The following is a 21,306-nucleotide window of genomic DNA, read 5'->3' as shown; positions in this document are numbered from 1 at the left end:
TTGAGGTCCAGGCGCTGCACCGCGTAGTGGGCCAAGGACTGATGGGAGGGGAAGGGGGCTTCCATGAGGTCCTGAAGCAGAGCCTCCGTCTTGCGGTAGGTGAGGTGGAAGAAGGCGCGGAAGAGAAGAAGGGCCAGGTAAAGGCCGTGGTCGTAGCGCCAGGGGCGGCCCCGCTGGCCCTTGGGGGTGGGTGGAGCCACCTCCCGGGCCAGGCGCAGGCAGTGTTCCAGCACCTCCTTGGGGCTTGCCTCCCTGCGAAGGAAGCCTCGCTTGCCCATCGGGGCGGGAATATACGCCCATTATCCCGACCTTTGCAAGGCAAGCCCAACCGGGGCATTTTGCCATCCCTCCTCACCTTCCTGCCTTATCAGCGCTGAGATTGAGATTGGAGATAGGCAGCCCAGATGATTCCAAGAAGTGCGCTGGCATAAGGTAGACCTATACGCCTCCAGGCAAACCAGAGGGTCAGAAGGAGGAGAAACATCACGAAAACGTCCTCGGTTTCAAGCCTCCCATTGCGAAAAAGATTATCAAAAACGGAAAGCCAGAGCTTAAATTGCAGCGCCGCCAAAGAAGAGTAGAAAGCAATATCTACTAAAGTCCAAAGCCTCTCCCTCAGCGAACGCAATAGGTTTGACATCTTTCCTCCTGCCTTGGGGTGCAAATTTGCTGCCAGTCATAAGCATGGCAGACAAAAGTTGTTACTGCACAGACCGCCCTTCCCCTGGAATCTGTGGTCCAATAAACACATGCCGCACCAAAGACTGCGTAAACCCACTGCTTGCCTTCCAAGGAAATCACCTGCCTTCCAAGGAATAAGCGATGTAGGCAAGAGCTAAGAGGGATCCACCAAGTGGGATGCCCACAAACCGAAATGCAAACCACACCATTATAACCAATGCAAGGGTAACCAAAGCGTCCTCACCGGAAAATGTTCCAGCCCTCCAATGATGGAGGACCTCACGTAGAAGATTGAAAAAGATGATGGGAAATCCCGTATACCAACCGATTTCTGCAGCCTTGCGAGCTAGTTTTGCAAGACCATTGACTAGCGTACGCAGTAGGTCCGGCATCTCTCCTCCTGCCTTTGAGAGCATTCATTGATCCAGTCAAAAGCGTGGCAGACAAATACCGTTGCCATACAAGGATATGGATAAACCGGACCATACAGTATGCAAAGGGTTGCACCTGCTATACAAGCCCATCTCAAGGTGCAATCTTGCACCGTAACGACTTCACACTTGGTAAAGCAGTTGTAGCTACCACACACCGCCGAGCCACCATTTCCTGGGTCCAAGCACTGGTTCTCTAGAGACTTCACCATCTCATCGCCCGGCAATGGGCAAGAAGGCCCTTCTTGAGAGAAGGACATGACCTGAGCCAGGGCCACTGGCAAACCCAAGACCATAAACATAAGCCCTCTCAGTACAGCCAGTTTCATTGTACCACCTCCACCCCTAGAATAGGGCTTCTTCTTGTCAAGCCCCAGGGAAAGCCCTGGTATGCTGGGGCGGGACTTATGGAGCCCCTTCCCCGCCTCTATGTCCCCGCCACCCTGGCCAACCTGGGTTCGGGCTTTGACGCCCTGGGCGTAGCCCTGGACCTCTACCTCGAGGTGGAGGCCGAGCCCGCCCGGGAAGACGCCTTCCTCTACGAGGGGGAAGGCCACGTGGAGGGAACGGACAACCTCATCCACGAGGGCTTTCGGGCCGGAATGCGGGAGCTGGGCCTGGAACCTTTTCCCCTCATGCTCCGGGTCTTCAACCCCATCCCCCTGGCCCGGGGCATGGGGAGCTCCTCGGCCGCTTTGGTGGCGGGGGTGGCCCTGGCGGACCGCTTTTCCGGGGGCAGGCTCGGGCGGGAAGGGGTCTTCCGGGTGGCGGCCCGCCTCGAGGGCCACCCCGACAACGTGGCCCCCGCCGTCTTTGGAGGCTTCGTGGCCGCGTTGAGCGAGCCTCCTCTGGCCATCCCCCTGCCCAGGCCCAAAGGGGTGCGCTTCGTCCTAGCCGTCCCCCCCTACGAGGTGCCTACCCCCCTGGCCCGGGCGGCCCTTCCCCAGGAGGTGCCCCTGGAGGACGCCGTCTACAACCTGGCGCGAAGCGCCCTCTGGCCCGCGGCCCTCTTCTCGGGCAAGCTGGAGGCCTTGAAGGAGGCCTGCCGGGACCGCCTCCACCAGCCCTACCGGGCCCACCTGATGCCGGGGGTCCTGGAGGCCCTAGAGGGGGCTCTGGAGGCCGGGGCCCTGGCCGCCTTCGTGGGCGGAGCGGGGCCCACGGTGGCCGCTTTGGTACGGGAGGGAGAGGAGGTCCGGGTGATGGCCGCCCTGGAGGCCTACCGGGGGGAAGGCCGTATGCTGGTCCTGGGACTGGGGGAGGGGTTTAGATGGAAGGCGACCTGAAGGTCTTCCCCCTCACGGAGGTCCTGGAGCTCATCCACGCCCACCGGCGCTCCGGGGTCCTGGAGGTGAGGGAGGGGGTTTTGCCTCTCACCCTGCGCTTCGCCGCCGGGGAGGTGGTGGGGGCCAGCATCCTGGACTGGGAGGGCCTCGAGGCCCTCTTCACCTTCCCCCTCCACCCCAAGGAGGGGACCTTCCGCTTCCAACCAGGCCCCCCTGCCGGGGAGAGGCCCCTCATGCCCTTCGCCAACCTCCTCGGGGAGTGGGCCCGGGTCAACGACGAGTGGGACCGCTTCCGGGCCCTCATAGACTCGCCCAGCCGGGTACTGGAGGCCATCCGCCCCAAACCTCCCCTGGAACCGTTCCAGGGGGGAAAGAGCGTCCGCGCCGCCGCCAAGACCTGGGGTGTTCCCCTCCTCATCGCCATGGAGCGGGCCTACATGGGCCTGAGGGAAGGGGACCTCTACCCCCTGCGCCGCTACGCCTGGTACGCCCTGAGGATCCGCCACCAGGGCCGCAAAGGAAAGACCCTGGAGGAGTTCGGCGGGCTCCAGGGTCTCCTGGACGGCACCCGCAACCTGGGGGAGGTCATCGCCCAAGGGGTGCCGGAAGCCCTGGTGCGCCGCTACCTGGTCCAGGCCCTGGCCTCGGGGGAACTGGCGCCCCCGGGGCGGGGGTGGCTCCTCCGGGACCTCACCTGGGAAATGGAAAAGGAAGGAGCCTAAGGGCCAGGCCCCTAAGGGGAACGGCCCTTTACTTCTTCTTACGGGGCCGGTACTTGCCGTAACTGCCGCGCCAGATCTTGCCCCTGCGGGTGCGACGATCGCCCTTGCCCATAGGCCCTCCCTCAGGCGCTCACGGCGGAAAGGAGCTTCTGCACCTTGCGCATCAGCCGGGACTTCCTGCGGGCGGCGGCGTTCTTGTGCAGGGTAGACCCCTTGGCCGCCTTGTCAATGAGGCTCACGGCCTTGCGCATGATCTTGATGGCCTCCTCCGCCTTGCCCTCCTGGGCCAGGAGAACGGCCTTCTTGGACAGGGTCTTGATGGCCGACTTCTTGGCCTTGTTGCGAAGCCGGCGCTTCAGGGACTGCCGGTGCCGCTTCAGGGCGGACAGGTTCTTCTTGGGCTTCTTCGTGGCCATTTTTCTCCCCTTCTCATGCCCCTTAGGGGCAAACCAGGCCTAAGTGTAGCACACCCCGCCTCAAGGGGCAAACTTGGTGGCCACCCAGTCGTAGCGCACCTGGCCCTTAGCGTTTTCCAGGCGGAGGCGGAGGACGTAGCCCCCCTCCCCCACGGGAAAGCGCACCACCTCCTGAAAGACCCCGGCAAAGGTCCTTTCCCCCACCGGCCGCCCGTCCTTCAAGAGGGCCACCTGGAGCCGCCCCTGGTCCAGCCTGCCCGAGACCTGGACCTTGAGCACGTTGTAAAGCCCGTGGACCCGGATGGGGTACTGGGCCTCCCCCGTGTACTTCCAGTAGAAGACGGGCAGAAAGGGCGGGTAGCCCACGGCCAGGCCGTAGCGCTCGGCGTACCAGTAAAGCCCCAAGAGGGCTAAAAGCAGAAGGAGCAGGCTCCGCACTGCCTTCAGTATACTTGGGCTCATGGCGGACCCCAGGCCATCCCCGGAAGAAGCCCTCCGCCTCCTTAAGCGGGGCGCGGAGGAGATCATCCCCGAGGAAGAGCTTTTGGAAAAGCTCAAAGAGGGGCGCCCCCTCACGGTGAAGCTGGGGGCGGACCCCACCAGACCCGACCTGCACCTGGGCCACGCCGTGGTCCTGAAAAAGATGCGCCAGTTCCAGGAGCTGGGGCACCGAGTGGTCCTCATCATCGGGGACTTCACCGGGATGATCGGGGACCCCTCGGGGAGGAGCAAGACCCGCCCCCCGTTGACCCTCGAGGAGACCCGGGAAAACGCCAGGACCTACGTGGAGCAGGCGGGGAAGATCCTGAGGCAGGAGCCCGAGCTCTTTGAACTCCGCTACAACTCCGAGTGGCTGGAGGGCCTCACCTTCAAGGAGGTGGTGCGCCTCACCTCCCTCATGACCGTGGCCCAGATGCTGGAAAGGGAGGACTTCAAGAAGCGCTACCAGGAGGGGATCCCCATCTCCCTGCACGAGTTCCTCTACCCCTTCGCCCAGGCCTATGACTCCGTGGCCATCCGGGCCGACGTGGAGATGGGGGGCACGGACCAGCGCTTCAACCTCCTGGTGGGGCGGGAGGTCCAGCGGGCCTACGGGCAAAGCCCCCAGGTCTGCTTCCTCATGCCCCTCCTGGTGGGCTTAGACGGCCAGGAGAAGATGTCCAAGAGCCTGGACAACTACATCGGGGTGGCCGAGCCCCCCGAGGTCATGTTCAAGAAGCTGATGCGGGTGCCGGACCCCCTCCTAGAGGACTACTTCCGCCTCCTCACGGACCTGGAGGAGGAGGAGATAGAGGCCCTCCTGAAGGCCGGCCCCGTCCCCGCCCACCGGGTCCTGGCCCGGATCCTCACCGCCGCCTACGCAAGGCCCCAGATCCCACCCCGCATAGACCGGGCCTTTTACGAGAGCCTGGGCTACCGCCTGGAGGCTTTGGGAAGGGACAAGGAGGCGGGCCCCGAGGAGGTGAGGCGGGCGGAGGCGCGCTACGACGAGGTGGCCAAGGGAGGCATCCCCGAGGAGATCCCCGAGGTGGAGATCCCCGCTTCCGAGCTGAGGGAAGGCCGCATCTGGGTGGCCCGGCTCTTCACCCTGGCGGGCCTAACCCCCTCCAACGCCGAGGCCAGGAGGCTCATCCAGAACCGGGGCCTGAGGATAGACGGGGAGGTGGTGACGGACCCGGGCCTCGAGGTGGACCTCTCCCGCCCCCTGGTCCTGCAACGGGGGCGGGACCGCTTCGTGCGGGTGCGCCTGCAAGGGAGTTAGGAAGGAATCCCCTTTCCCCTCCTTGTTGCGAATGGAGGCCTAGTATGGGAAGGGGGTGATCATGCACAAGTTTCTAGGGCTCTTGCTCCTTGGCCTGTTTTGGGCCACGGGAAGGGCAGAGACCCCGCCTTGGATCTGGGTCACCCAGGGGTTCGCTTACCGGGAGTGGGCAGGGGGCGTGGCCTTCCTCATCCAACCCCCCAGGCTCACCCCGGAAGGGCTCCGCCAGGTGGAAGCGGTCTGCCAAGAGGTCCGCGCTAGAGCCGCTTCTGGCCTTACAGCCTGGATGGAGGCTTGCGATTTCGCCCGGGAGCACGGCGGGCTCTGGCAGGACACTGGGCTTGTCCTGCGGGCCTGGGAAGGGGTTGTGGCCAAGTTCTTCGGCCAAGGGATCGCGGACCCCCACCGGGAGAGGGTGCGGAACTACCTCCTGGAGGCCTTGGAGGCCCTGCGCCAGGGCGAGGGAGGCCCTCCCGAAAACCCCTGGAGCCGCCTGCCCCCGGAACTGAGGGGCCCGGAGGGAGGCCTGAGGGTGGGACCCGACACCTTCCCCCTGCTCCTGGAAACCTTTGGACCAAGGGGGCTTTTCCCCACCTGCCGCCTGGCCGCCTCCGCCATGCCCCTGGCCTCCCGGCCCGGGGCCAAGGCCTACGCCACAGCCCACTGCTCGGATGAGGCCTTGATCTGGGGGCTCGTGGAGACGGGCACCTACGCCTACACCCTGGGCGGAGGGAAAGGCGATTTTTACCGGGGATGGCCCTCCTCGCAGAGCATGAGTCTGGCCCAGGGAAAGGGGCCCTGCCGGAGCAAGGCCTGGGCCGCCTCCACTTACCGCTGGGAAGGCCCCCGCCTCTATGCGGAACAACGCCTGGCCTACTCCTGGCGGTGCCTTCCCTAAGTCCCCTCCATGGGCCGCAAGGGGACCTCGTGCCCGGTGGCCAGGATCTCCTCCCCCTGGGCCTCGAGGCGAATCCGGGGCAGGGGGTAGCGGGGCGGGCCGTAGACCGCCTTCCCCCCAAGCTGGGGGTCAAAGGCCCCGAAGTGGCAGGGACAGCCCAAGAAGGGCCTTTCGTAGCGGAAGTTGTAGAGGATGGAGGCGGCCTCGGGGTCGGGGACGTAGTTCAGGGTGCAGGCCTGGTGGGTGCAGATGCGGCTTAAGGCGATGTAGTGCTCCTCCCCCAGGGAAAGCCCCCCGGGAGCGGGCTCGGGCAGGCGGAGGAGGAGGGCCCGCAAAGGGCCCAGAGGAAGGGGGTAGTCAAAGAACCGCACCTCCCAGACCCCAAGCTCCCCCCTCCTCGCCACCCGCACCCGGGGCCCCTCCCGCCAGAGGGGCTCCCCCGCCTCGGGCCGGGGGCGGAAGCGGAGGTTGTAGGTGCGCACCCCCAGCCAGGCGAAAAACCCCCCCCGCCACCGCCACGGGGACGTAAAAAAATAGGTCGCGGCGCCTCATGGCTACAGGCTATCCAGGTAGTCCAGGAGGGCGGAAAGCTCCTCCGGGGAAAGGGGCACGGCGGGCATGGTGCCCCGCCCCTGCAAGACGATCTCCCGCACCGCCTCCTTGGCCTTCAAGATGGGGTTCCCCTGGAGCCTGGGCCCCACGCCCCCCTCCCCCCTCGCCCCGTGGCAGGCAGCGCAGCGGGCCTGGTAGACGCTCTCCCCGTCCTTCCCGCCCTGGGCCTGGGCCCGGGCCATGGCGATGAGGCCCTGGACGCGCTCCCTGGCCTCGCCGCCCATCTCCAGGTACCGCTCCCAGGCGGCGATGGCCTCCTGGTACCTCCCCTCCTGGAAGTAGAGGTTGCCCAGGAAAAGCCAGCCCTCCGCCGCCATAGGCTCGGCGTGCTGGGCGATCTCCAGGAAGAGCCTGGCCTCCTCCGGTCGGCCCGACATAAAGAGGAGGATCCCCACCCGCCGCACCGCCTCCACGTTTTGGGGGTCCTTTTTCAGCACCTCCAGGTAGGCCTCAGCCGCCTGCTCGTAGACCCCAAGCTCAAAGGCCTTCCTGCCCCAGGCCAGGAGGTCCTCCACCGCCCCGGTCTTCTTGGCCCTGTCCGAAAGGGCCTTGAGCTCCCGGGCCTCGGCCCGCTGGGTCACCGTGGTCTCCCCGGGGAGGCGGGGCAGGGTGTAACGCCAAAGCCCCACCCCCAGGAGGACCACCGCCCCCAGGACCAGGGCCACGGGAAGGGGGTTGAAGGGCCTGGGCTCGGGGGGACGGTAGCCCTCCAGGGCCCTTTCCAGCTCCACCATCCGGGCCAGGGCCAGCTTTTTCTCCTCCCCCTCGAGGGCCTCCACCTCCCTCTTCAGGACCTCCAGCTCCTCTAAAAGCTCCTCCCGCCTGGGGGGCTCGGGGAAGGGCTCCTTGGGGCCCAAAAGGGGCCTTAGGGCCAGGAAAAGCCCCAGGAGAAGGAGAAGGAGGAAGATCAGGGTGGCCGTCATGCCGGGGGCTCCTTCAGGCGGCGCTCGGCCTCCTCCAGAAGCTCCTTAGGAAGAGGCCTTCTGGGCCGGAAGTAGGCGAAAAGCCCGAGGCCCAGGAGGAAAAGCCCCACCACCGGCAGCACCCAGACCCAGAGGGTCACCCCCCGCCTGGGGGGCTCGTAGAGGATCCACTCCCCGTAGCGCTCCACGAAGAAGGCCTTGATCTCCGCCGAGGTCTTGCCCTCCTCTAGCATCTCGGCGATGAGGCGGCGCATCTCCACCGCCACCCCCGAGTTGCTCTCCGCCGCCGACTCCCCCTGGCAGACCGGGCAGCGGAGCTCCCGGGCGATGCGGAAGACCTCCGGGGAGAGGTCGGGCGGCGGCCCCTCCTGGGCCAACGCGGGAAGCCAAAGGGAAAGCAAAAGCAAAAGCAGCCTCATGGCCTGAGCTCCTTCAAGTAGCCCTCCAGGGTGGCCTCGTCAATGGCCCCGGCGTGCCGGGCGTAGACGCGGCCCTCCCCGTCAATGAAGAAGGTCTCCGGGACCCCGTACATCCCGTAGTCCACCCCCACCCGCCCTCTGGGGTCAAAGACCTGGGGGAAGGTGAGGCCGAACTGGGCGATGAACCTCAGGGCCTCGGGCTCCTTGTCCTGGGTGTTCACCCCCACGAAGAGCACCCGGTCCTTGTGCTTCCGCCAGGCAGCCTCCAGAACGGGGGCCTCCTCGTAGCAGGCGGGGTAGCACCAGCTGGCCCAGAAGTTGAGGACGATGGGGCGCTTGCCCAGGTAGTCCCCCAGGCGGAAGGTCTCCCCCCACGCCGCCCGGTAGGGGGCAAGGAGGGGCAGGGTGAAATCGGGGGCCGGGCGGCGCTCCTTGGCCAGGACCGAGGGCAGCTCCTTGGGGTTCCGCTGCATCCCCCACCAGAAGATGCCCGCCAGAAAGGCCACCACCAGGACCCAGAGCCAGGCCCTCACGCCGGGCTCACCTCCCTCGCCGCCTCGGGCCTCGAGGCGGGCCAGAGGATGTAGAGGGTCCCGAGGGCCATGAGGACCCCCGCCACCCAGATCCAGAAGACCATGGGGGTCACTATAAGCCGCACCGAAGCCCACTCCCCCTTCTCCCGGTCAAAGTCCATGAGGAGGAAGTAGTAGTCGTTGCCGGGGGTGTAGATGACTTTGGGGGAGGGCAGGGGGGATTGCATCTGCGGGTAGAAGTGGAGCCTGGGGCGCACCTCCCCGAAGCGGTCCGTGGAGAGGCGGGCCTCCACGGCGAAGCGCCGCCCCTCGTCCAGGGCCCGCACCCCCTGGAAGACCATCCTCACCCCCGCCACCTCCCAGGCCTGGCCCTTATACAGGGTCTTCTCCGCCTCGAGGCGGTAGGTCTGGCTGAAGGCGATGGCGAGGGCCATGAGGGCCACGGCGAAGTGGACCAAAAGGCTCCCCACCCGCCTGCGGTTTTCCAGGAAGGACCAGGGGCTGAGCCCCGCCAGGCGCCTCGCCCGCATCCCCTCGGCGAAGAGGAGGGCCACGGCCAGGGTGTTGTAGAGGAAGAGGCCCACGGCCAAGGAGGCCCCCAGGGTGTACCCCCTAAGGAGGCCGAGCAGGGTGCCCAGGGCCAGGGCGGCAAGGAGGAGGTAGAGGTTCCTGAAGACCTCCTTCCTTGGCCTCCGCCAGGGCAGGATGGGCCCCACCCCCATGAGGAGGAGGAGCCCGGCCCCGATGGGGGCCGAGACCTGGTTAAAGAAGGGCGCCCCCACGCTGACCTTGGCCCCGGCGAAGGCCTCCACCAAAAGGGGGTAGAAGGTGCCCAGGACCACCACCAAAGCCCAGCCGGCGAAGAAGAAGGCCCCCAGGAGCAAAGCCCCCTCCCGGGAGAAGGGGTGGAAGACGGCCACGTCCCGCACCTCCCGGGAGACCCGGGAAAGGAGGCCAAGCCCCAAGGCGGTGGAGAGGAGGAAGAAGCCCAGGAAGGCGGGCCCCACAGGCCCCTCGGCGAAGGCGTGCACCGACTGGATGACCCCGCTTCGGGTGAGGAAGGTGCCCAGCACCGTGGCGCTGAAGGCCAGGGTCACGAAGGCGAAGTTCCAGGCCTTGAAGGCCCCCCGGGTCTGCTGGACGATGGCCGTGTGGAGGAAGGCGGTGGCGAGAAGCCAGGGCACGAAGCTGGCGTTTTCCACCGGGTCCCAGGCCCAGTACCCGCCCCAGCCCAGGACCTCGTAGCTCCACCACATGCCCGCCACCTTCCCGGCGGTGAGGAAGCCCCAGGCGATCAGGGTCCACCACCGGGTCTCCTCCACCCAGCTCTGGTAGCGGCGGGTGACCATGGCGGCCACGGCGTAAGCGTAGGGCACAGAAAGCCCCACGAAGCCCAGGTACATGAGGACCGGGTGGACGGCCATCATCCAGTGGTTCTGCAGGAGGGGGTTGGGGCCCGTGCCGTTGGCGGGGGGGTTGGGGAGGGTTTGGAAGGGACTGGCGATGGTGGCCATGACCCCGAAGAAGAAGACCTGGACGCCGAAGAGGACGGCCAGGACCAAGGAGGCCCGCCAGGGGTCTAAAGGCTTGCGGCTGGCCACGAAGGTGTAGAGGGTCTGGAGGAGGCCCCAGAGGAGGAGGCTCCCCTCGAGGGCCGCCCAAGGGGTCACCAGGGTGACCCAGAGGGGGTCTTGGAGGGCGTGGTTCCTGGCCACGTAGGCCAGGCTGAAGTCGTGGGTGAGGAGGGCCCACTCCAGCGCCACAAAGGCGGCCAGGGCCGAGAGGAGGGTGAGGGAAGCGAGGGCCTTCGCCCCCTTGAGGAAGCGCCCGTCCCCCTGGAGGTAGGCCAAAAGGGCCAGGGCCAGGCCCAGGAGGCTGAAGGCCAGGGCCAGGGCCACGCTCAGGTTGCCGAGAAGGGCCGGGGTCACTTGGCCTCCTGGATGAGCTTGCGCACGTCCTCAGGGGTCCAGCCCGCCTTAGGGGGCTGGTAGGTCTCCGAGTGCTTCACCAGCAGGTTGGTTCCCTGGAAGACCCCTTCCTGGAAGCGCCCCTCCACCACCACCCCCTGCCCCTCCTTGAACATGCCGGGGGGCGTGCCCTTGTGGAAGACGGGCACCTCGGCCACGCCGTCGGTGAGGACGAAGCGGAGCTCCAGGCGGTCCTTGTCGTACTGGACCGTGCCCGGCTTGACCAGGCCCCCCAGGCGCACGGGGCGGTTCTGGTACTTGTCCTGGGCCTCTAGGTACTCCGAGGGGGTGAGGAAGTAGACCAGGTTCTGGCCCAGGCCGCCGAAGATCATGTAGGCCAGGGCCCCCAGGATGACCAGGACGCCCAGAAGGTACTTGCCCCTCATCGCGCCCTCCTATAGCGCCAGAAGAGGTAGGCCAGGTAGCCGAAGACCGTGAGGTAGGTGAGGGCGTAGACCCAGGTGACGAAGACCTCCATCAGGCCTCCTGCTTTCTGGCCTCGAGGGCCGCCAAAAACCCCCGGAAGCGCACGAAGCCCAGGTAGAGCAGGGTGAAGACCAGGAGGTTGAAAAGGAGGGCCTGGAGCATCTCCGGGGCCATGTGGATCTTGCCGGTGGTGAGGTCAATGGACTGGGTCTGGTGCAGGCTCCGCCACCACTTGACCGACATGTAGCTGATGGGCACGTTGATGAAGCCCAAAACGCCCACCGCCGCCGCCGCCTTGCGCCTTAGCTCCGGGTCCTCTATGGCCCCCCGGAGGAGGAAGTACCCCACGTAGACGGCGAAGAGGATGGCGGTGGTGGTGAGCCTGGGCTCCCAGGTCCAGTAGACCCCCCAGGTGGGCCTGGCCCAGAGCATCCCGGTGACCAGGGCTAGCCCCATGAAGACCAGGCCGATCTCGGCGCTTGCGCTGGCCACCCGGTCGTACCGGGGGTCCTGGCGGAAGAGGTAGAGGAGGGAGTAGAGAAAGGTGACGAAGAAGGCCAGGTAGCCCAGCCAAGCGGTGGGGACGTGCAGGTACATGATGCGGGCCAGGTAGCCCTGGTTCACGTCCGGGGGGGCGGAAAGGGCCACGTAAAGGCCCACGGGCAGAAGCGCGAGGCCCAGGGCCAGAAAGGCCCAGGTCAAGAGGTCGGGCCGATCGGGGTTCGCCGCCTTCAGCATCTCAAGCCTCCATCCCTTCAAGCATAGGGCGTCCTTCGCTTAGAAGTCTGTGGCCTCAGCCCTCCAGGACCACCGGGAAGAGGAGGGCGCTGGCCGTCACGTAGACCACGTCAAAGACCAGAAGAAGCCGCCACCAGTCGGCCACCTCGGCCACGGGAAGCCCCTCCACCAGGCCCGCCGTGGCCCGCACCGAGGCCAGGACCACCGGCACCACCAAGGAGAAGAGGAGGAGGGGCAGAAGGGCCTCCCGCCCCCTTAGCCGGGCCAGGAGCCCGGCGTAAAAGGTGGCCACGCTGGCGTAGCCCAGAACCCCCAGGAAGAGGGTAAAGAGGAGGGGAAGCCCCCGCTCCAGGGGCAGGTAGAAAAGCCCCGCCGCCATGAGGAGGGCGAGGAGGCTCAAGGGGAAGAGGAGGAGAAGCTGGAAGAGGAGCTTGCCCAAGTAGATCCACTCCTTGCCTCCGGGGGTGAGGAGAAGGTCGTCCAGGGTGCCCTCCTCCACCTCCAGGGCGAAGGCCCGGGAGGAGAGGAGGGTGCTCATGAAGGCCAAGGCCACCCACAAGACCCCGGGGGCCGCCCGGCGCAAGGGAGCCTCCTCCGGGCCCAGGGCCAGGGCCATGACGAAGAGCATCACGGCGAAGAAGACCAGGAGGGAAAGGAGGCCCGAGCGGTCCCGGACCTCGAGGCGGAGGTCCCGCAGGGCCAGAAGGAGAACCCGCCTCACGCCTCCCCCAGGGTGAGGGCCCGGTCGGCCACCCGCTCCGCCAGGGCCCGGTCGTGGGTGGCCAGGACCACCCCCCCTCTCCCCCTGGCCTCCTTTAGGACCTCCAGGAGGAGCCCCCGTCCCTCGGCGTCCAAGGCGGTCTCCGGCTCGTCCAGAAGCCAGACCTCGGGGGCGAGGAGGAGGAGGCGGGCCAGGGCCAGGCGCTTTTTCATGCCGCTGGAAAAGGCCTGGAGGGGAAGCCCCTCCGGCAGGCCGAAGCGGCGCAGGGCCCCCGCAAAGTCCCCTTCCCGGCCGTGGAAGGCCAGGTCGTAAAGGAGGTGCTCCCGGGCGGTGAGGTGGCGGTGGAAGGCCGGGGGGTTGGAAAGGAGTAGGGCCCTTCCCAGCCGCTCCACCCGCCCCCGGGTGGGCTTCAGTAGCCCCGCCATGAGCCTTAAAAGCGTGGTCTTCCCCGAGCCGTTGGGCCCGAGAAGGGCCACCACCTCGCCCCTCTGTAAGGAGAAGTCCAGGTCCTTCAGGACCCAGTCGCGGCCGAAGCGCTTGGAAACGCCCAAAAGGCGTAGGAGCATGCCCCAACCAGTCTATACCTCTATCCCTTTCGCTCGGCCAGCTCAGAAAGGCCTCCCGGGAACCTTCCGCCGGGGCCCCCATGCTGGCGCAAGCCAGCATGGGGTGGCATCAGAGGTACTTCTGCAGCCACTCGGGGGTGAGGCGCAGGAAGAAGGCGTTCAGGGCGGAGTAGGAGTCGGTAAGGAGGAGAACCCCCACCAGGATCAGCACCACCCCGGCGAAGAGCTCCACGTAGTGGGAAAGCCGCCCCGCCCGCCTAAGCCACCCCTTCAGCCGGTCGGCGAAAAGGGCCACCAGGAAAAAGGGCACGGCCAGGCCCAGGATGTAGGCCAGAAGGAGGTCCACCCCACCCCCCACCGCCGTGAGGGTGAGGATGGCCCCCAAGATGGGGCCGATGCAGGGGGTCCAGCCCAGGGCCAGGGTGGCCCCCAGGAGGAAGGCCCCCAGAGGGCGGCCGGTCTCCCCCTCGTAGCGGAGGGCAACCCCCCACCTGGGCCTCAGGCCCAGCATGTAAAGGCCGAAGAGGATGAGGACCGCGCCCCCCACCCGGGCCAAGGTCTGGCGGTGCTCAAAGAGGAGGCCCCCAAGGAGGGTGAAGGGGAGGCCCAGGAGGAAGAAGACCGCCCCGAAGCCCAGGATGAAGAAGAGCGCGTTGAACAGGGGGCGCCCCCGCTCCCCCCCCAGGTAGAAGAGGTAGGTGGGCACCAGGGGCAGAACGCAAGGGGAGAGGAAGGAGAGCACCCCCGCCAAAAAGGCCGCGGTCAGGGAAAGGGTCATGCCTTCATCCTAGGGCAGGGTGATCCAGGGGAAGCGGCGCTTCGTCTCGGGGTCCAGCTGGAGAAGCTCCCGGGCGGGCATCCGGATTTGGGGCAGGGTCTTCTGGTTGATGGGGGTGTCGGCCTCGGTGATGCCGTTCATGTAGAGGAGGAAGGCCACCAGGTGGTAGACCTCCTCGTCCGTGAGGGTCCCCGGGGCCCCAAAGGGCATGGCCCGGCGGATGTAGTCGTAAAGGGTGGTGGCGTACTGCCAGTAGTTGCCGATGGCGTACTCCACGGGCTCGGTGTCGGGGGTGACGGGGAAGGGCTCCGCCACCAGGCGGTTGAAGGGGTAGCCCTCGCCCCTCGCCCCGTGGCAGGAGGCGCACTTCTCGGCGTAGATGCGCTCCCCCTCCTCCACCTTCCCCTCCCCCGGGGGAAGCCCCCGGCCATCGGGCAGGACCACGGGCCTGAGGTCGTACTGGGCGGCAAGCTCCTCGGTGATGGGGGTACCCAGGTTGTACCGGGCTCCCAGCGCCAGCCCCAAAAGGGCCACCAGCAAGAGGATCCGCCTAAACATCAAACACCTCCCCCCCGCACCCTCCGGCGGGACCAGAGACCTGAGCGCCCAGGGGGCGGTCCCCGTTCACCACCCAGCCGTCGGGCAGGATGCGCCAGGCCTGGATGGCGTTGTAGTGGTAGCGGTTGTTTTTGCCCCACTTCTTGAAGAACTCCTCCCGGGTGGGCTGGGTGTTCCCCTTCTCGTCCCAGGCCCGGCTCCAGAGGACCACCTCCTTCCCATCCCAGTGCCAGGGCATCTTGAAGCGCACGAAGGCGTAGCGCTCCACCGGGGGCTCGAGGGTGGCCTGGCGCCAAGTCTTGCCCTCGTCAAAGGAAATCTCCACCTTGGTGATGCGCCCGTGGCCGCTCCAAGCCAGGCCCCGGATCTCGTGGAAGCCGGGCTTGATCTGCTGGAGCCCAGAGGGGTAGGTGATGATGGACTCGGGGTCCATGACCCAGGTGAAGGCCAGGACGCGGCCATCGGCCATCACGTCGGTGTACTCGCTGGTCTCGTCCTTGGCCATGGCGGGGAGGTCCGTGACCAGGATGCGCCTAAGCCACTTCACCTGGATGCTCCCCTCCCATCCGGGGACCACCAGGCGCACGGGGTAGCCCTGCTCGGGGCGCAGGGCCTCGCCGTTTTGGGCGTAGGCCACCAGCACGTCCTCCATGGCCTTGTCCAGGGGCAGGGAGCGGGTGTACATGGCGGCGTCCATGCCCTCGGGGATGAGCCACCTGGCCCCCGGCTTCACTCCCGCCTCCTTGAGGAGGAGGGAAAGGGGCACCCCGGTCCAGCTGGCGTTGGAGGCCAGACCCCGGCTCCGGGTGGCGGTGAGGTTCGGGTCCGGGGGGTTGCGGTAGCCGTTTTGCCCGTTGCCGGCGCACTCAATGAAGTAGGTGCGGGTCACGGAGGGGAAGCGCTTGAGGTCTTCCAGGGTGAAGACCAAGGGGCGCTCCACCATCCCGTGGATGACCAGGCGGTAGGCCTCGGGGTCCACCTGGGGCACCCCAGCGTGGTGGCGCTCAAAGTGGAGGCCGTTGGGGGTGATGACCCCCTCCAGCTTCTCCAAGGGAGCGAAGTCCGCCCCCGAGTGGCGGGTGCGGAGGTTGGGGGAGATGTAGCGCACCACGCCCTCCTCAAAGGGGCTCCGGGTGCCGTACTCCGAGAGGGGGGCCCCCAGGGTCTTCAGGGTCTCAAAGGTCTTCTCCGTCCAGGGCGCTCCCTGGGCCCTGCCCTTCATGAGGGAGAGAAGCCCCCCTGCGCCAAGTAGCCGGAAAAACTTCCTTCGGTCCATATACCCTCCTGGTGTATTGGGTAGCGGGAAGAAAAACCCGCCCCCTTTAGGGGGCGGGCCTCACCCCTTTAGGCCGGGCCGAACATGTCGTTCCAAATGCCCAGGGCCCAGCCGTAGGCCGCCTGACCGTTGGCGGCGGAGCGCTGGTTGTCCACGGAGCTCTGGGCCTTGATCTGCTTGGCCGCCTCGTCCCAGGAGTAGTTGGCGGCCACCCAAATGGCCTCCTCGGAGTTCACGAAGGAGTAGCAGATGTTGGAAGGAAGCTCCGGGGGGATCTCCGCCAGGGGCTTGCCCTTGAGGCGCTCGGCGATCTGCCGGGCCACGATGGTGCCGGAGACGTAGGCCACCATGCCGCTCTTGGGGTAGGGGGTGTTGCCGGTGATGTCCCCCACCAGGTACACCCGGTCGTCCTTCTCGGAGAGGAAGTAGGGGATCCTGACGTTGGCCCACCGCTCCCCCAGGCCCGCCTGGCGCACGAGGTCCGCCGCCTTCATGGGGGGGATGATGTTGGCCAGGGCGAAGGGCACGTCCCCAAGCTCGGTCTCCACTAGCTTCTTCTCGTAGTCCAGGCCGGTGATGCGGGTGTTGGGCACGTACTCCAGGTAGTCCTTGTAGAGGTCGTTGTAGGCGGCCAGGAAGCCGGGGGCCTTGGAGACGGGCTGGGGGTTGGCGTCCAGGACGATGACCTTGCCCTTGACCCCCTTGGTCTTGAAGCGCCAGGCCAGCATGGCCGCCCGCTCGTAGGGGCCCGGAGGGCAGCGGTAAGGGGGGTTGGGGATGTACATGACGAACTCCCCACCCCGCTCCTCAAACTGGTCAATCTGCCGGCGGAGGGCGATGTGCTCAAAGGGCCGGAAGCCCACGGGGAGGAAGTCCTTGGCCTCCGGGTAGCCGGGGATGGCCTCGTACATGTAGGCGATCCCCGGGGAGAGGACCAGGAGGTCATAGGAGAGGTAACCCCCCGTGGTGCGGATGAGGCGGCGGTCGCGGTTGATCTCCAAGACCCGCTCCTGGACGAAGACCACCCCGTCCCGGATCACGTTGCTGTAGTCAAAGACCAGGAACTCCAGGGGCTGCACTCCTGCCAGGAAGAGGTTGGACATGGGGCAGGACATGAAGTAGCCCCGCTGCTCCACCAGGACCACCTCGGCCTCGGGCACCGCCTGCTTCAGCTTGCGGGCCGCGGTGGTCCCGCCCCAGCCACCCCCCACCACCACCACCCGGGGAGCCCGGGTGCGGGGAAGCAAAGTGGGGGGCCTGGCGTAGAACTCCTGGGCGAAGCCCTGGCCGATGGCCCCGGCCGCCGCGAGGGCGGCCCCCGTCTTCAACACCTGACGCCGGTTCACCTTCATCTTCTCCCTCCCTCATTGACCAGGGCGGTAGGGCACCCCGCCCACGGCCTCCAGGATGCCGGTCATGACCTGGCGGGCCTCTTGGAGCATGGGCACCGCCGGGCTTCCCATGACGCCGGGCATGATGGTCATCAGCATCGGCTCAATGGCCCCCACCAGCACGTCCGGCCCCATCTGCAGGGCGAAGAAGCGGCAGGGAGCGGCGAAGCCCCCGGCGGGCTGGACAAGGAACATTATACGGGCCCACTCGCTCTTGCAGGGCATGATCACGGTCACCGGGCCCACCTGGACGTTGGGGAGGAGGTTCATCCCCAGGGAGGTAAGCTCGGTCTCCACCATGAGGACCACGTCCTCCACCTGGGCCGAGGGCACCCGGTAGAGGAGGGCGGGCATCAGGCCGCTCCTGGGGTCGGGCATGAGGGCGGGGGGAAGGCGCTTCAGGAGGCCCAAGCGCCAAAGGGCCCCCTCGAGGCGCCAGGTAAGCCGCTCCACCTCGCCCCCGTAGACCTGGAGCATGCCGAAGAGAAGCCTGCCGTCAAAGGTACCCACCAGGTACTTCCCCCCTTCCCCGGTGATGAAGAGGGTGGGGGGCAGGACGATGGCCGCCATGGGGTTCTTGGAGACGGCCTCCACACTCCCCTTTTCCGGCTTGAGGACGACGAGGCGGTAGTCGGGGAAGCCCGGGCCCGTCACCTGGCGGACCTGCTCCCCTAGGTTGAGGACCCGGTCGGCCTCGAGGCCCACGCTCTTCAGGGCCTGGAGGGTCTTAGCCTCCACCTCTTCCAGGGAGCCCCGGACCTCCACCACCAGGGACTGGGCGAAGGCCAGTCCCAAGAGCAAAAGAAGGGCCAAAAGCTTTTTCATCCTTCCACCTCCACCGGAAGGCCGGCGTCCAGCCAGCCCTTGAAGCCGTGGGCGATGTTCTTGGCGTTTTTGTAGCCAAGGGCCTGCAGGTAGGCGGCGATCACCATGGAAACGCTCCCCGAGTTGCAGTAGACCAGAATCAGGGCCTCCTTGTCTTTGGGAAGCTGGGCGAGCCTTTTCGGAACCTCCCCCGCGTAGATGTGGACCGAGCCCGGGATGAAGCCCCGCTTCCGCTCCTCCGGCGTGCGCACGTCCAGGACCAAGGGCTCAAAGAGGAGGAGGTCGTTGGCCTCGGTGGGGTAGACCAGGTAGCTGGCGGGGGGGACCTTTTGGATGAAGGCCCCGAAGGCCTCGGTCCAGTCCCCTCCCCCCTGGCCCCGGGCCAGGGAGAGGAGGGGAAGGGCGAGGAAGAGGTTCCGGCGACGCATGCCTACCTCGTGAAGAAGGGTAGCTCCTCAAAGCTGTGCCCGGCTTTGGTGGCCTCGGCCAGGATGTAGACGGTGAGGGCGATGTAGGACTCGGAGTAGTAGTCGGGCTTAGGAATGCCGATGGACTCATAGCAGAAGGCGATGCGGTCCTGCATGGTGTAAAGCTTGTCCGCCTCAAAGCGGTAGGCGGGCCACTCGCTCCCCAGGCCCTGGCTGGGGCTGCGCAAGGGGGAGAGGCGGACCCTCCTCCCGGCGTAGCGGTCGTGGCAGGAGGCGCAGTTCATGTCCCGGTTGCCCGCCCGCCAGTACCAAAGCTCCCGGCCCAGGTTGTACATGGCGAGCTCGGCGGGGTGCTTGGGCACCACCTGCATCCGGGCCTTGGAGGAAAAGCTGGCCACGTAGGCGGTGATGGCCCGCACCTCGTCCCGCTTGATCTCCTGGGGCTTATAGCCCTGGACGGTCTGCATGCAGGTGTAGACCCTGGACTCCAGGTCCTCCACCCGCTTGGAGTCGGGGAAGTACTTGGGGAGCTGGGCGTAGACCCCCTCCAAGACCCCGGGGCCCTTGCCGAAGTCGCAGGCCTCGAGGGTCTTCCCCGAGGGCCCCTTGCGGAAGAAGAGCTCCTTCCCCTCCTCCACGTAAAGCTCCCCGGGCAGGACCCCAAAGGTCTCCAGGTACATCTGCCGCTGGCGCATGGCCTCCTCAAAGGGGTCCAGGGGCTTCTGGCCCTGGGTGTAGGCGAAAAGGGCGCCCAGCGCAACGAGGGACAAGCCCAAGAGGTGGTAGATCCTCTTCATTTTGACCTCCGGTTCACGGGGGATTCGGGGTCAAGGAGGAAGGCCACGATGTGGGCGGCCTCCTCGGGGGTAAAGTGGCCCTGGACCCCACCCCGGTACATGAGGGAGCAGGGGAAGTAGGCCCAGGCGTTGTAGACCACCTCGTAAACGTACCTCTGGACCGCCTCGCCCTGTCCCCTCGAGGCCCCGTACCCCCTGAGATCGGGCCCAATGGTGCCGTAGGCTACCTCGTCGGGGTCCCCGGAGTGGCAGGCGTAACAGTTGCCCCGCTTGGGGTCGGTGAAGATCTCCTGCCCCTTCCTCCAGTCGCCCATGAGCTTGCCGCCTTCGGGGTACTGGATGAGGGCCCGCTGCTCCGCCAAGAAGGTGGGGATCAGGTCGGCGGGGAGCTTGTCCCGGTGCTGGGTGCAGAGGGCCTGGGCTTTGTCCTGGGAGAGCATCACCCTGGCGAACTCCGTCCCCCCGTCCCGGACGGCCGCTTCCAGGCGGGCCCGGAAGGGCCCCACCTGGGAAAGCCCCAGGCCGAGAAGCAATAGGCCCACGACCAAAATCCCTTTTCGCTTCATCCCCTTACCTCCCTGCCACCCTTTGCCCATAGGCCATCTCCATAAAGGCGCCCGGTCGCCCGGGCGCCCACTCTAGGCCAGCTCCAGCTTGACGGTGCCTTCGCCGGTGTCCCCGCTAGTATCCTTGAGCCTCACGGTGAAGGTCCCCGGCTTCTCCGCCTTGAACTTGAAGCCGTAGAGGGGGTTGGCGCTGGTGGAGGGGCCGGGGCGGGCCTCCGCCACCTTCTCCCCCTCAAAGTAGACCTCCACCAGGTTGATGTACTTGGCGGGAACCAGGTTGCCCCGCTCGTCCCGGCGGGTGCCGGGCTCGTTGGGGTGCTGGGCCACCGCCTGGAGCCGGAACTCCTCGCCCGCCTTGGGCTTGGCCGGGGTCAGCCGCACGATCACGCGAATCGCCATGGTCTACCTCCTTAACCGCACCCGCCCACGGTGACGCGGGTGCTGGCCGAGGCCAGAAGGAGCTTGCCGTCCGCCGTCTCCACCACCGCCCGGATGGCCGAGGTCTCCGCCAGGCGGACGCGGGTGGCGTAGTAGGGCAGGGCCTTCATGGGCATGAAGCTCGCCAGGCGGGGGGTGGGGTTCTTGTCGGCGAAGAGGTGGATGGCCTTGACCTGGGCGGAAGGCAGGTTCACCTCCACCTCGGCGGGCACGTTGGCCCCGCTTTCGGCGATGGCGGGCATGGTGAGCTTCACCAGATTGGAGGGGGTAAGGTCCTTGAACCCCTTGCCCAGGGCCTCCTTCAGGGCCTTCTCCAGGTTGGCCAGGTCCTCGCCCTCGAGGGCCTGGGCCCTCACGGGAATCCCCGAAAGGGCCGCGGCCCCAAGGGCCACGCCGGTAGCCTTCAGAAACGCTCGCCTATTCACACGCACCTCCTTTGGCTTTGGCGCACACCTGGCGCAGCTCCTCCAAAAACTGCGCCCGGGGCCGGCTGCCAAAAAGCCGGCCCACCTCTTCCCACGCCCCCTTGCGGAAGGCGAGGAAGACAAAGCTTGGGGTACCCGGCACCCTAAAGCGCCGGGCCAGGTCCTGGCCCTCGGGGGTGGCGGTGCTCACCGAGGCCACCACGTAATGGCCCTTTAAGAGGGCCTCCACCTGGGGGTCCGAGAGGACAAAGGTGTTCATCTGCTCGCAGTAGGGGCAGGCGGGGCTGTGGAAGTAGACCATGAGGACCCGCCCGTGGGCCTGGGCCAGGGCCTGGGCCTTGGCAAAGGGGTACCAGCGGCCGAAGTCCGAGCCCGCTAGGGCCAGGCCCAGGAAGAGGAGGGCGAGCATCCGCATGGGCATTCCCATATACACCGCCCGGGTACACCCGAGGACATTTGTACCTTACCAGGGTAACCAGGAGAATGTCAAGGAGAAAGGCCGGCCAGGACACACTTTGTGAGCCCTTTCCCGAGGGCCTTCCCGGGCCTTAAGTACCCGCACTTTGGTTTCGCAACATGGGGTGCCCAAGTCGGGGCTAAAGGCTTTTCTGGGGCCCCCACCGCGGCTTTTGCCGCGGTGGGGTACTCAGGCGCGCACACCCCTACAGCGTATCCACACCCTTAGGAACCGGCCCTTAAGTAAAACTAAAAGGCCACACCCTT

At 66.7% G+C, this 21,306-nt stretch carries 27 protein-coding genes and 2 pseudogenes; 4 read left to right on the top strand and 25 right to left on the bottom strand.

The genetic code is table 11. From position 1 onward, the window contains the following. Positions 1–278 (bottom strand): annotated as a pseudogene (locus BVI061214_RS13225) (hypothetical protein); the annotation flags it as partial. Between the two features lie 519 nt (positions 279–797). Next, positions 798–1,073 (bottom strand): hypothetical protein, encoded by a 276-nt coding sequence (locus tag BVI061214_RS13435; RefSeq protein ID WP_156303231.1) that lies wholly within the window; start codon positions 1,071–1,073, stop codon positions 798–800. Positions 1,074–1,519: 446 nt separating this feature from the next. Here BVI061214_RS13435 and thrB point away from each other — a divergent pair, with 446 nt between their 5' ends. Together thrB and BVI061214_RS06155 are read left to right on the top strand one after the other, a co-directional pair. Continuing rightward, positions 1,520–2,398 carry a homoserine kinase gene (gene thrB, locus BVI061214_RS06160; protein WP_053767672.1) on the top strand — a complete coding sequence of 293 codons (879 nt, stop codon included), beginning with the start codon at positions 1,520–1,522 and terminating at the stop codon, positions 2,396–2,398. Then, positions 2,383–3,120, top strand: coding sequence for a DUF4388 domain-containing protein (locus BVI061214_RS06155; RefSeq protein WP_003044318.1), 738 nt, complete (start codon positions 2,383–2,385; stop codon positions 3,118–3,120). The genes thrB and BVI061214_RS06155 overlap by 16 nt, the downstream gene beginning before the upstream one ends. A 28-nt stretch (positions 3,121–3,148) precedes the next feature. On the opposite strand, the gene BVI061214_RS12530 is transcribed toward BVI061214_RS06155, so the two are convergent. The 3 genes from BVI061214_RS12530 to BVI061214_RS06145 are packed head-to-tail and all read right to left on the bottom strand — an operon-like array spanning position 3,149 to position 3,974. Then, positions 3,149–3,232, bottom strand: a complete 84-nt coding sequence (locus BVI061214_RS12530) for a 30S ribosomal protein THX (RefSeq protein WP_071676617.1) — start codon at positions 3,230–3,232, stop codon at positions 3,149–3,151. Between the two features lie 10 nt (positions 3,233–3,242). Beyond that, positions 3,243–3,536: a 30S ribosomal protein S20 gene (gene rpsT / locus BVI061214_RS06150; protein WP_003044315.1), complete on the bottom strand. Its 294-nt coding sequence runs from the start codon at positions 3,534–3,536 to the stop codon at positions 3,243–3,245. 60 nt (positions 3,537–3,596) lie between these two features. Then, on the bottom strand, positions 3,597–3,974 hold the full coding sequence (locus BVI061214_RS06145; RefSeq protein ID WP_053767671.1) for a hypothetical protein: 378 nt from the start codon (positions 3,972–3,974) through the stop codon (positions 3,597–3,599). Positions 3,975–3,996: 22 nt separating this feature from the next. Here BVI061214_RS06145 and tyrS point away from each other — a divergent pair, with 22 nt between their 5' ends. Both tyrS and BVI061214_RS06135 read left to right on the top strand, forming a co-directional pair. Beyond that, positions 3,997–5,298 carry a tyrosine--tRNA ligase gene (gene tyrS / locus BVI061214_RS06140; protein ID WP_053767670.1) on the top strand — a complete coding sequence of 434 codons (1,302 nt, stop codon included), beginning with the start codon at positions 3,997–3,999 and terminating at the stop codon, positions 5,296–5,298. Positions 5,299–5,359: 61 nt separating this feature from the next. Next, entirely contained in the window at positions 5,360–6,196 is an 837-nt protein-coding gene (locus tag BVI061214_RS06135; protein ID WP_053767669.1) for a hypothetical protein, read from the top strand. Here the strand turns inward: BVI061214_RS06135 and BVI061214_RS06130 are convergent. The 20 genes and pseudogenes from BVI061214_RS06130 to BVI061214_RS06035 form a co-directional block, all read right to left on the bottom strand. After that, positions 6,193–6,748, bottom strand: a pseudogene (locus tag BVI061214_RS06130) (QcrA and Rieske domain-containing protein). The gene BVI061214_RS06135 and the pseudogene BVI061214_RS06130 overlap by 4 nt on opposite strands. A gap of 2 nt (positions 6,749–6,750) precedes the next feature. Beyond that, a complete protein-coding gene (locus tag BVI061214_RS06125) occupies positions 6,751–7,731 on the bottom strand; it encodes a c-type cytochrome (protein WP_053767668.1) in 981 nt (326 codons plus the stop codon). After that, the gene (locus BVI061214_RS06120; protein ID WP_053767667.1) at positions 7,728–8,150 is read right to left on the bottom strand and encodes a cytochrome c-type biogenesis protein; all 423 of its coding nucleotides are present in this window, start codon (positions 8,148–8,150) and stop codon (positions 7,728–7,730) included. Before BVI061214_RS06120 ends, BVI061214_RS06125 begins: the two co-directional genes overlap by 4 nt. Next, complete coding sequence (locus tag BVI061214_RS06115; RefSeq protein ID WP_053767666.1) at positions 8,147–8,683, bottom strand: TlpA family protein disulfide reductase; 537 nt, start codon at positions 8,681–8,683, stop codon at positions 8,147–8,149. The genes BVI061214_RS06120 and BVI061214_RS06115 overlap by 4 nt, the downstream gene beginning before the upstream one ends. Continuing rightward, positions 8,680–10,611 carry a heme lyase CcmF/NrfE family subunit gene (locus BVI061214_RS06110; RefSeq protein WP_053767665.1) on the bottom strand — a complete coding sequence of 644 codons (1,932 nt, stop codon included), beginning with the start codon at positions 10,609–10,611 and terminating at the stop codon, positions 8,680–8,682. The genes BVI061214_RS06115 and BVI061214_RS06110 overlap by 4 nt, the downstream gene beginning before the upstream one ends. Further along, positions 10,608–11,036, bottom strand: a complete 429-nt coding sequence (ccmE, locus tag BVI061214_RS06105; RefSeq protein ID WP_053767664.1) for a cytochrome c maturation protein CcmE — start codon at positions 11,034–11,036, stop codon at positions 10,608–10,610. Before ccmE ends, BVI061214_RS06110 begins: the two co-directional genes overlap by 4 nt. A gap of 91 nt (positions 11,037–11,127) precedes the next feature. After that, a complete protein-coding gene (gene ccsA, locus BVI061214_RS06100) occupies positions 11,128–11,814 on the bottom strand; it encodes a cytochrome c biogenesis protein CcsA (RefSeq protein ID WP_053767663.1) in 687 nt (228 codons plus the stop codon). A gap of 55 nt (positions 11,815–11,869) precedes the next feature. Next, on the bottom strand, positions 11,870–12,535 hold the full coding sequence (locus tag BVI061214_RS06095; protein WP_053767662.1) for a heme exporter protein CcmB: 666 nt from the start codon (positions 12,533–12,535) through the stop codon (positions 11,870–11,872). Continuing rightward, positions 12,532–13,101: an ABC transporter ATP-binding protein gene (locus tag BVI061214_RS06090; RefSeq protein ID WP_053767661.1), complete on the bottom strand. Its 570-nt coding sequence runs from the start codon at positions 13,099–13,101 to the stop codon at positions 12,532–12,534. Before BVI061214_RS06090 ends, BVI061214_RS06095 begins: the two co-directional genes overlap by 4 nt. 109 nt (positions 13,102–13,210) lie before the next feature. Beyond that, positions 13,211–13,879, bottom strand: a complete 669-nt coding sequence (ccdA, locus tag BVI061214_RS06085; RefSeq protein ID WP_053767660.1) for a cytochrome c biogenesis protein CcdA — start codon at positions 13,877–13,879, stop codon at positions 13,211–13,213. 9 nt (positions 13,880–13,888) lie between these two features. After that, positions 13,889–14,437: a c-type cytochrome gene (locus BVI061214_RS06080; RefSeq protein WP_053767659.1), complete on the bottom strand. Its 549-nt coding sequence runs from the start codon at positions 14,435–14,437 to the stop codon at positions 13,889–13,891. Then, positions 14,430–15,713: a sulfite dehydrogenase gene (gene soxC / locus BVI061214_RS06075; RefSeq protein ID WP_053767658.1), complete on the bottom strand. Its 1,284-nt coding sequence runs from the start codon at positions 15,711–15,713 to the stop codon at positions 14,430–14,432. The genes BVI061214_RS06080 and soxC overlap by 8 nt, the downstream gene beginning before the upstream one ends. A gap of 68 nt (positions 15,714–15,781) precedes the next feature. Next, positions 15,782–17,065 (bottom strand): FCSD flavin-binding domain-containing protein, encoded by a 1,284-nt coding sequence (locus BVI061214_RS06070; RefSeq protein WP_053767657.1) that lies wholly within the window; start codon positions 17,063–17,065, stop codon positions 15,782–15,784. Between the two features lie 12 nt (positions 17,066–17,077). Continuing rightward, positions 17,078–17,929: a DUF302 domain-containing protein gene (locus BVI061214_RS06065; RefSeq protein WP_053767656.1), complete on the bottom strand. Its 852-nt coding sequence runs from the start codon at positions 17,927–17,929 to the stop codon at positions 17,078–17,080. Next, positions 17,926–18,357: a rhodanese-like domain-containing protein gene (locus BVI061214_RS06060; protein WP_053767655.1), complete on the bottom strand. Its 432-nt coding sequence runs from the start codon at positions 18,355–18,357 to the stop codon at positions 17,926–17,928. Before BVI061214_RS06060 ends, BVI061214_RS06065 begins: the two co-directional genes overlap by 4 nt. Before the next feature lie 2 nt (positions 18,358–18,359). Beyond that, positions 18,360–19,154: a sulfur oxidation c-type cytochrome SoxA gene (gene soxA, locus BVI061214_RS06055; protein ID WP_053767654.1), complete on the bottom strand. Its 795-nt coding sequence runs from the start codon at positions 19,152–19,154 to the stop codon at positions 18,360–18,362. After that, positions 19,151–19,720: a sulfur oxidation c-type cytochrome SoxX gene (soxX, locus tag BVI061214_RS06050; protein ID WP_003044251.1), complete on the bottom strand. Its 570-nt coding sequence runs from the start codon at positions 19,718–19,720 to the stop codon at positions 19,151–19,153. The genes soxA and soxX overlap by 4 nt, the downstream gene beginning before the upstream one ends. A gap of 72 nt (positions 19,721–19,792) precedes the next feature. Then, entirely contained in the window at positions 19,793–20,119 is a 327-nt protein-coding gene (soxZ, locus tag BVI061214_RS06045) for a thiosulfate oxidation carrier complex protein SoxZ (RefSeq protein ID WP_003044249.1), read from the bottom strand. A gap of 11 nt (positions 20,120–20,130) precedes the next feature. Next, entirely contained in the window at positions 20,131–20,583 is a 453-nt protein-coding gene (soxY, locus tag BVI061214_RS06040) for a thiosulfate oxidation carrier protein SoxY (RefSeq protein WP_053767653.1), read from the bottom strand. Beyond that, a complete protein-coding gene (locus BVI061214_RS06035) occupies positions 20,576–20,998 on the bottom strand; it encodes a thioredoxin fold domain-containing protein (RefSeq protein WP_040684177.1) in 423 nt (140 codons plus the stop codon). The genes soxY and BVI061214_RS06035 overlap by 8 nt, the downstream gene beginning before the upstream one ends. Between the last annotated feature and the right edge of the window lie 308 nt (positions 20,999–21,306).

This window comes from Thermus aquaticus, from assembly GCF_001280255.1.
Classification (GTDB): Bacteria; Deinococcota; Deinococci; order Deinococcales; family Thermaceae; genus Thermus; species Thermus aquaticus.
The sequence above is the reverse complement of the archived record's forward strand: the minus strand, read 5'-3'. Positions and strand labels throughout refer to the sequence as shown.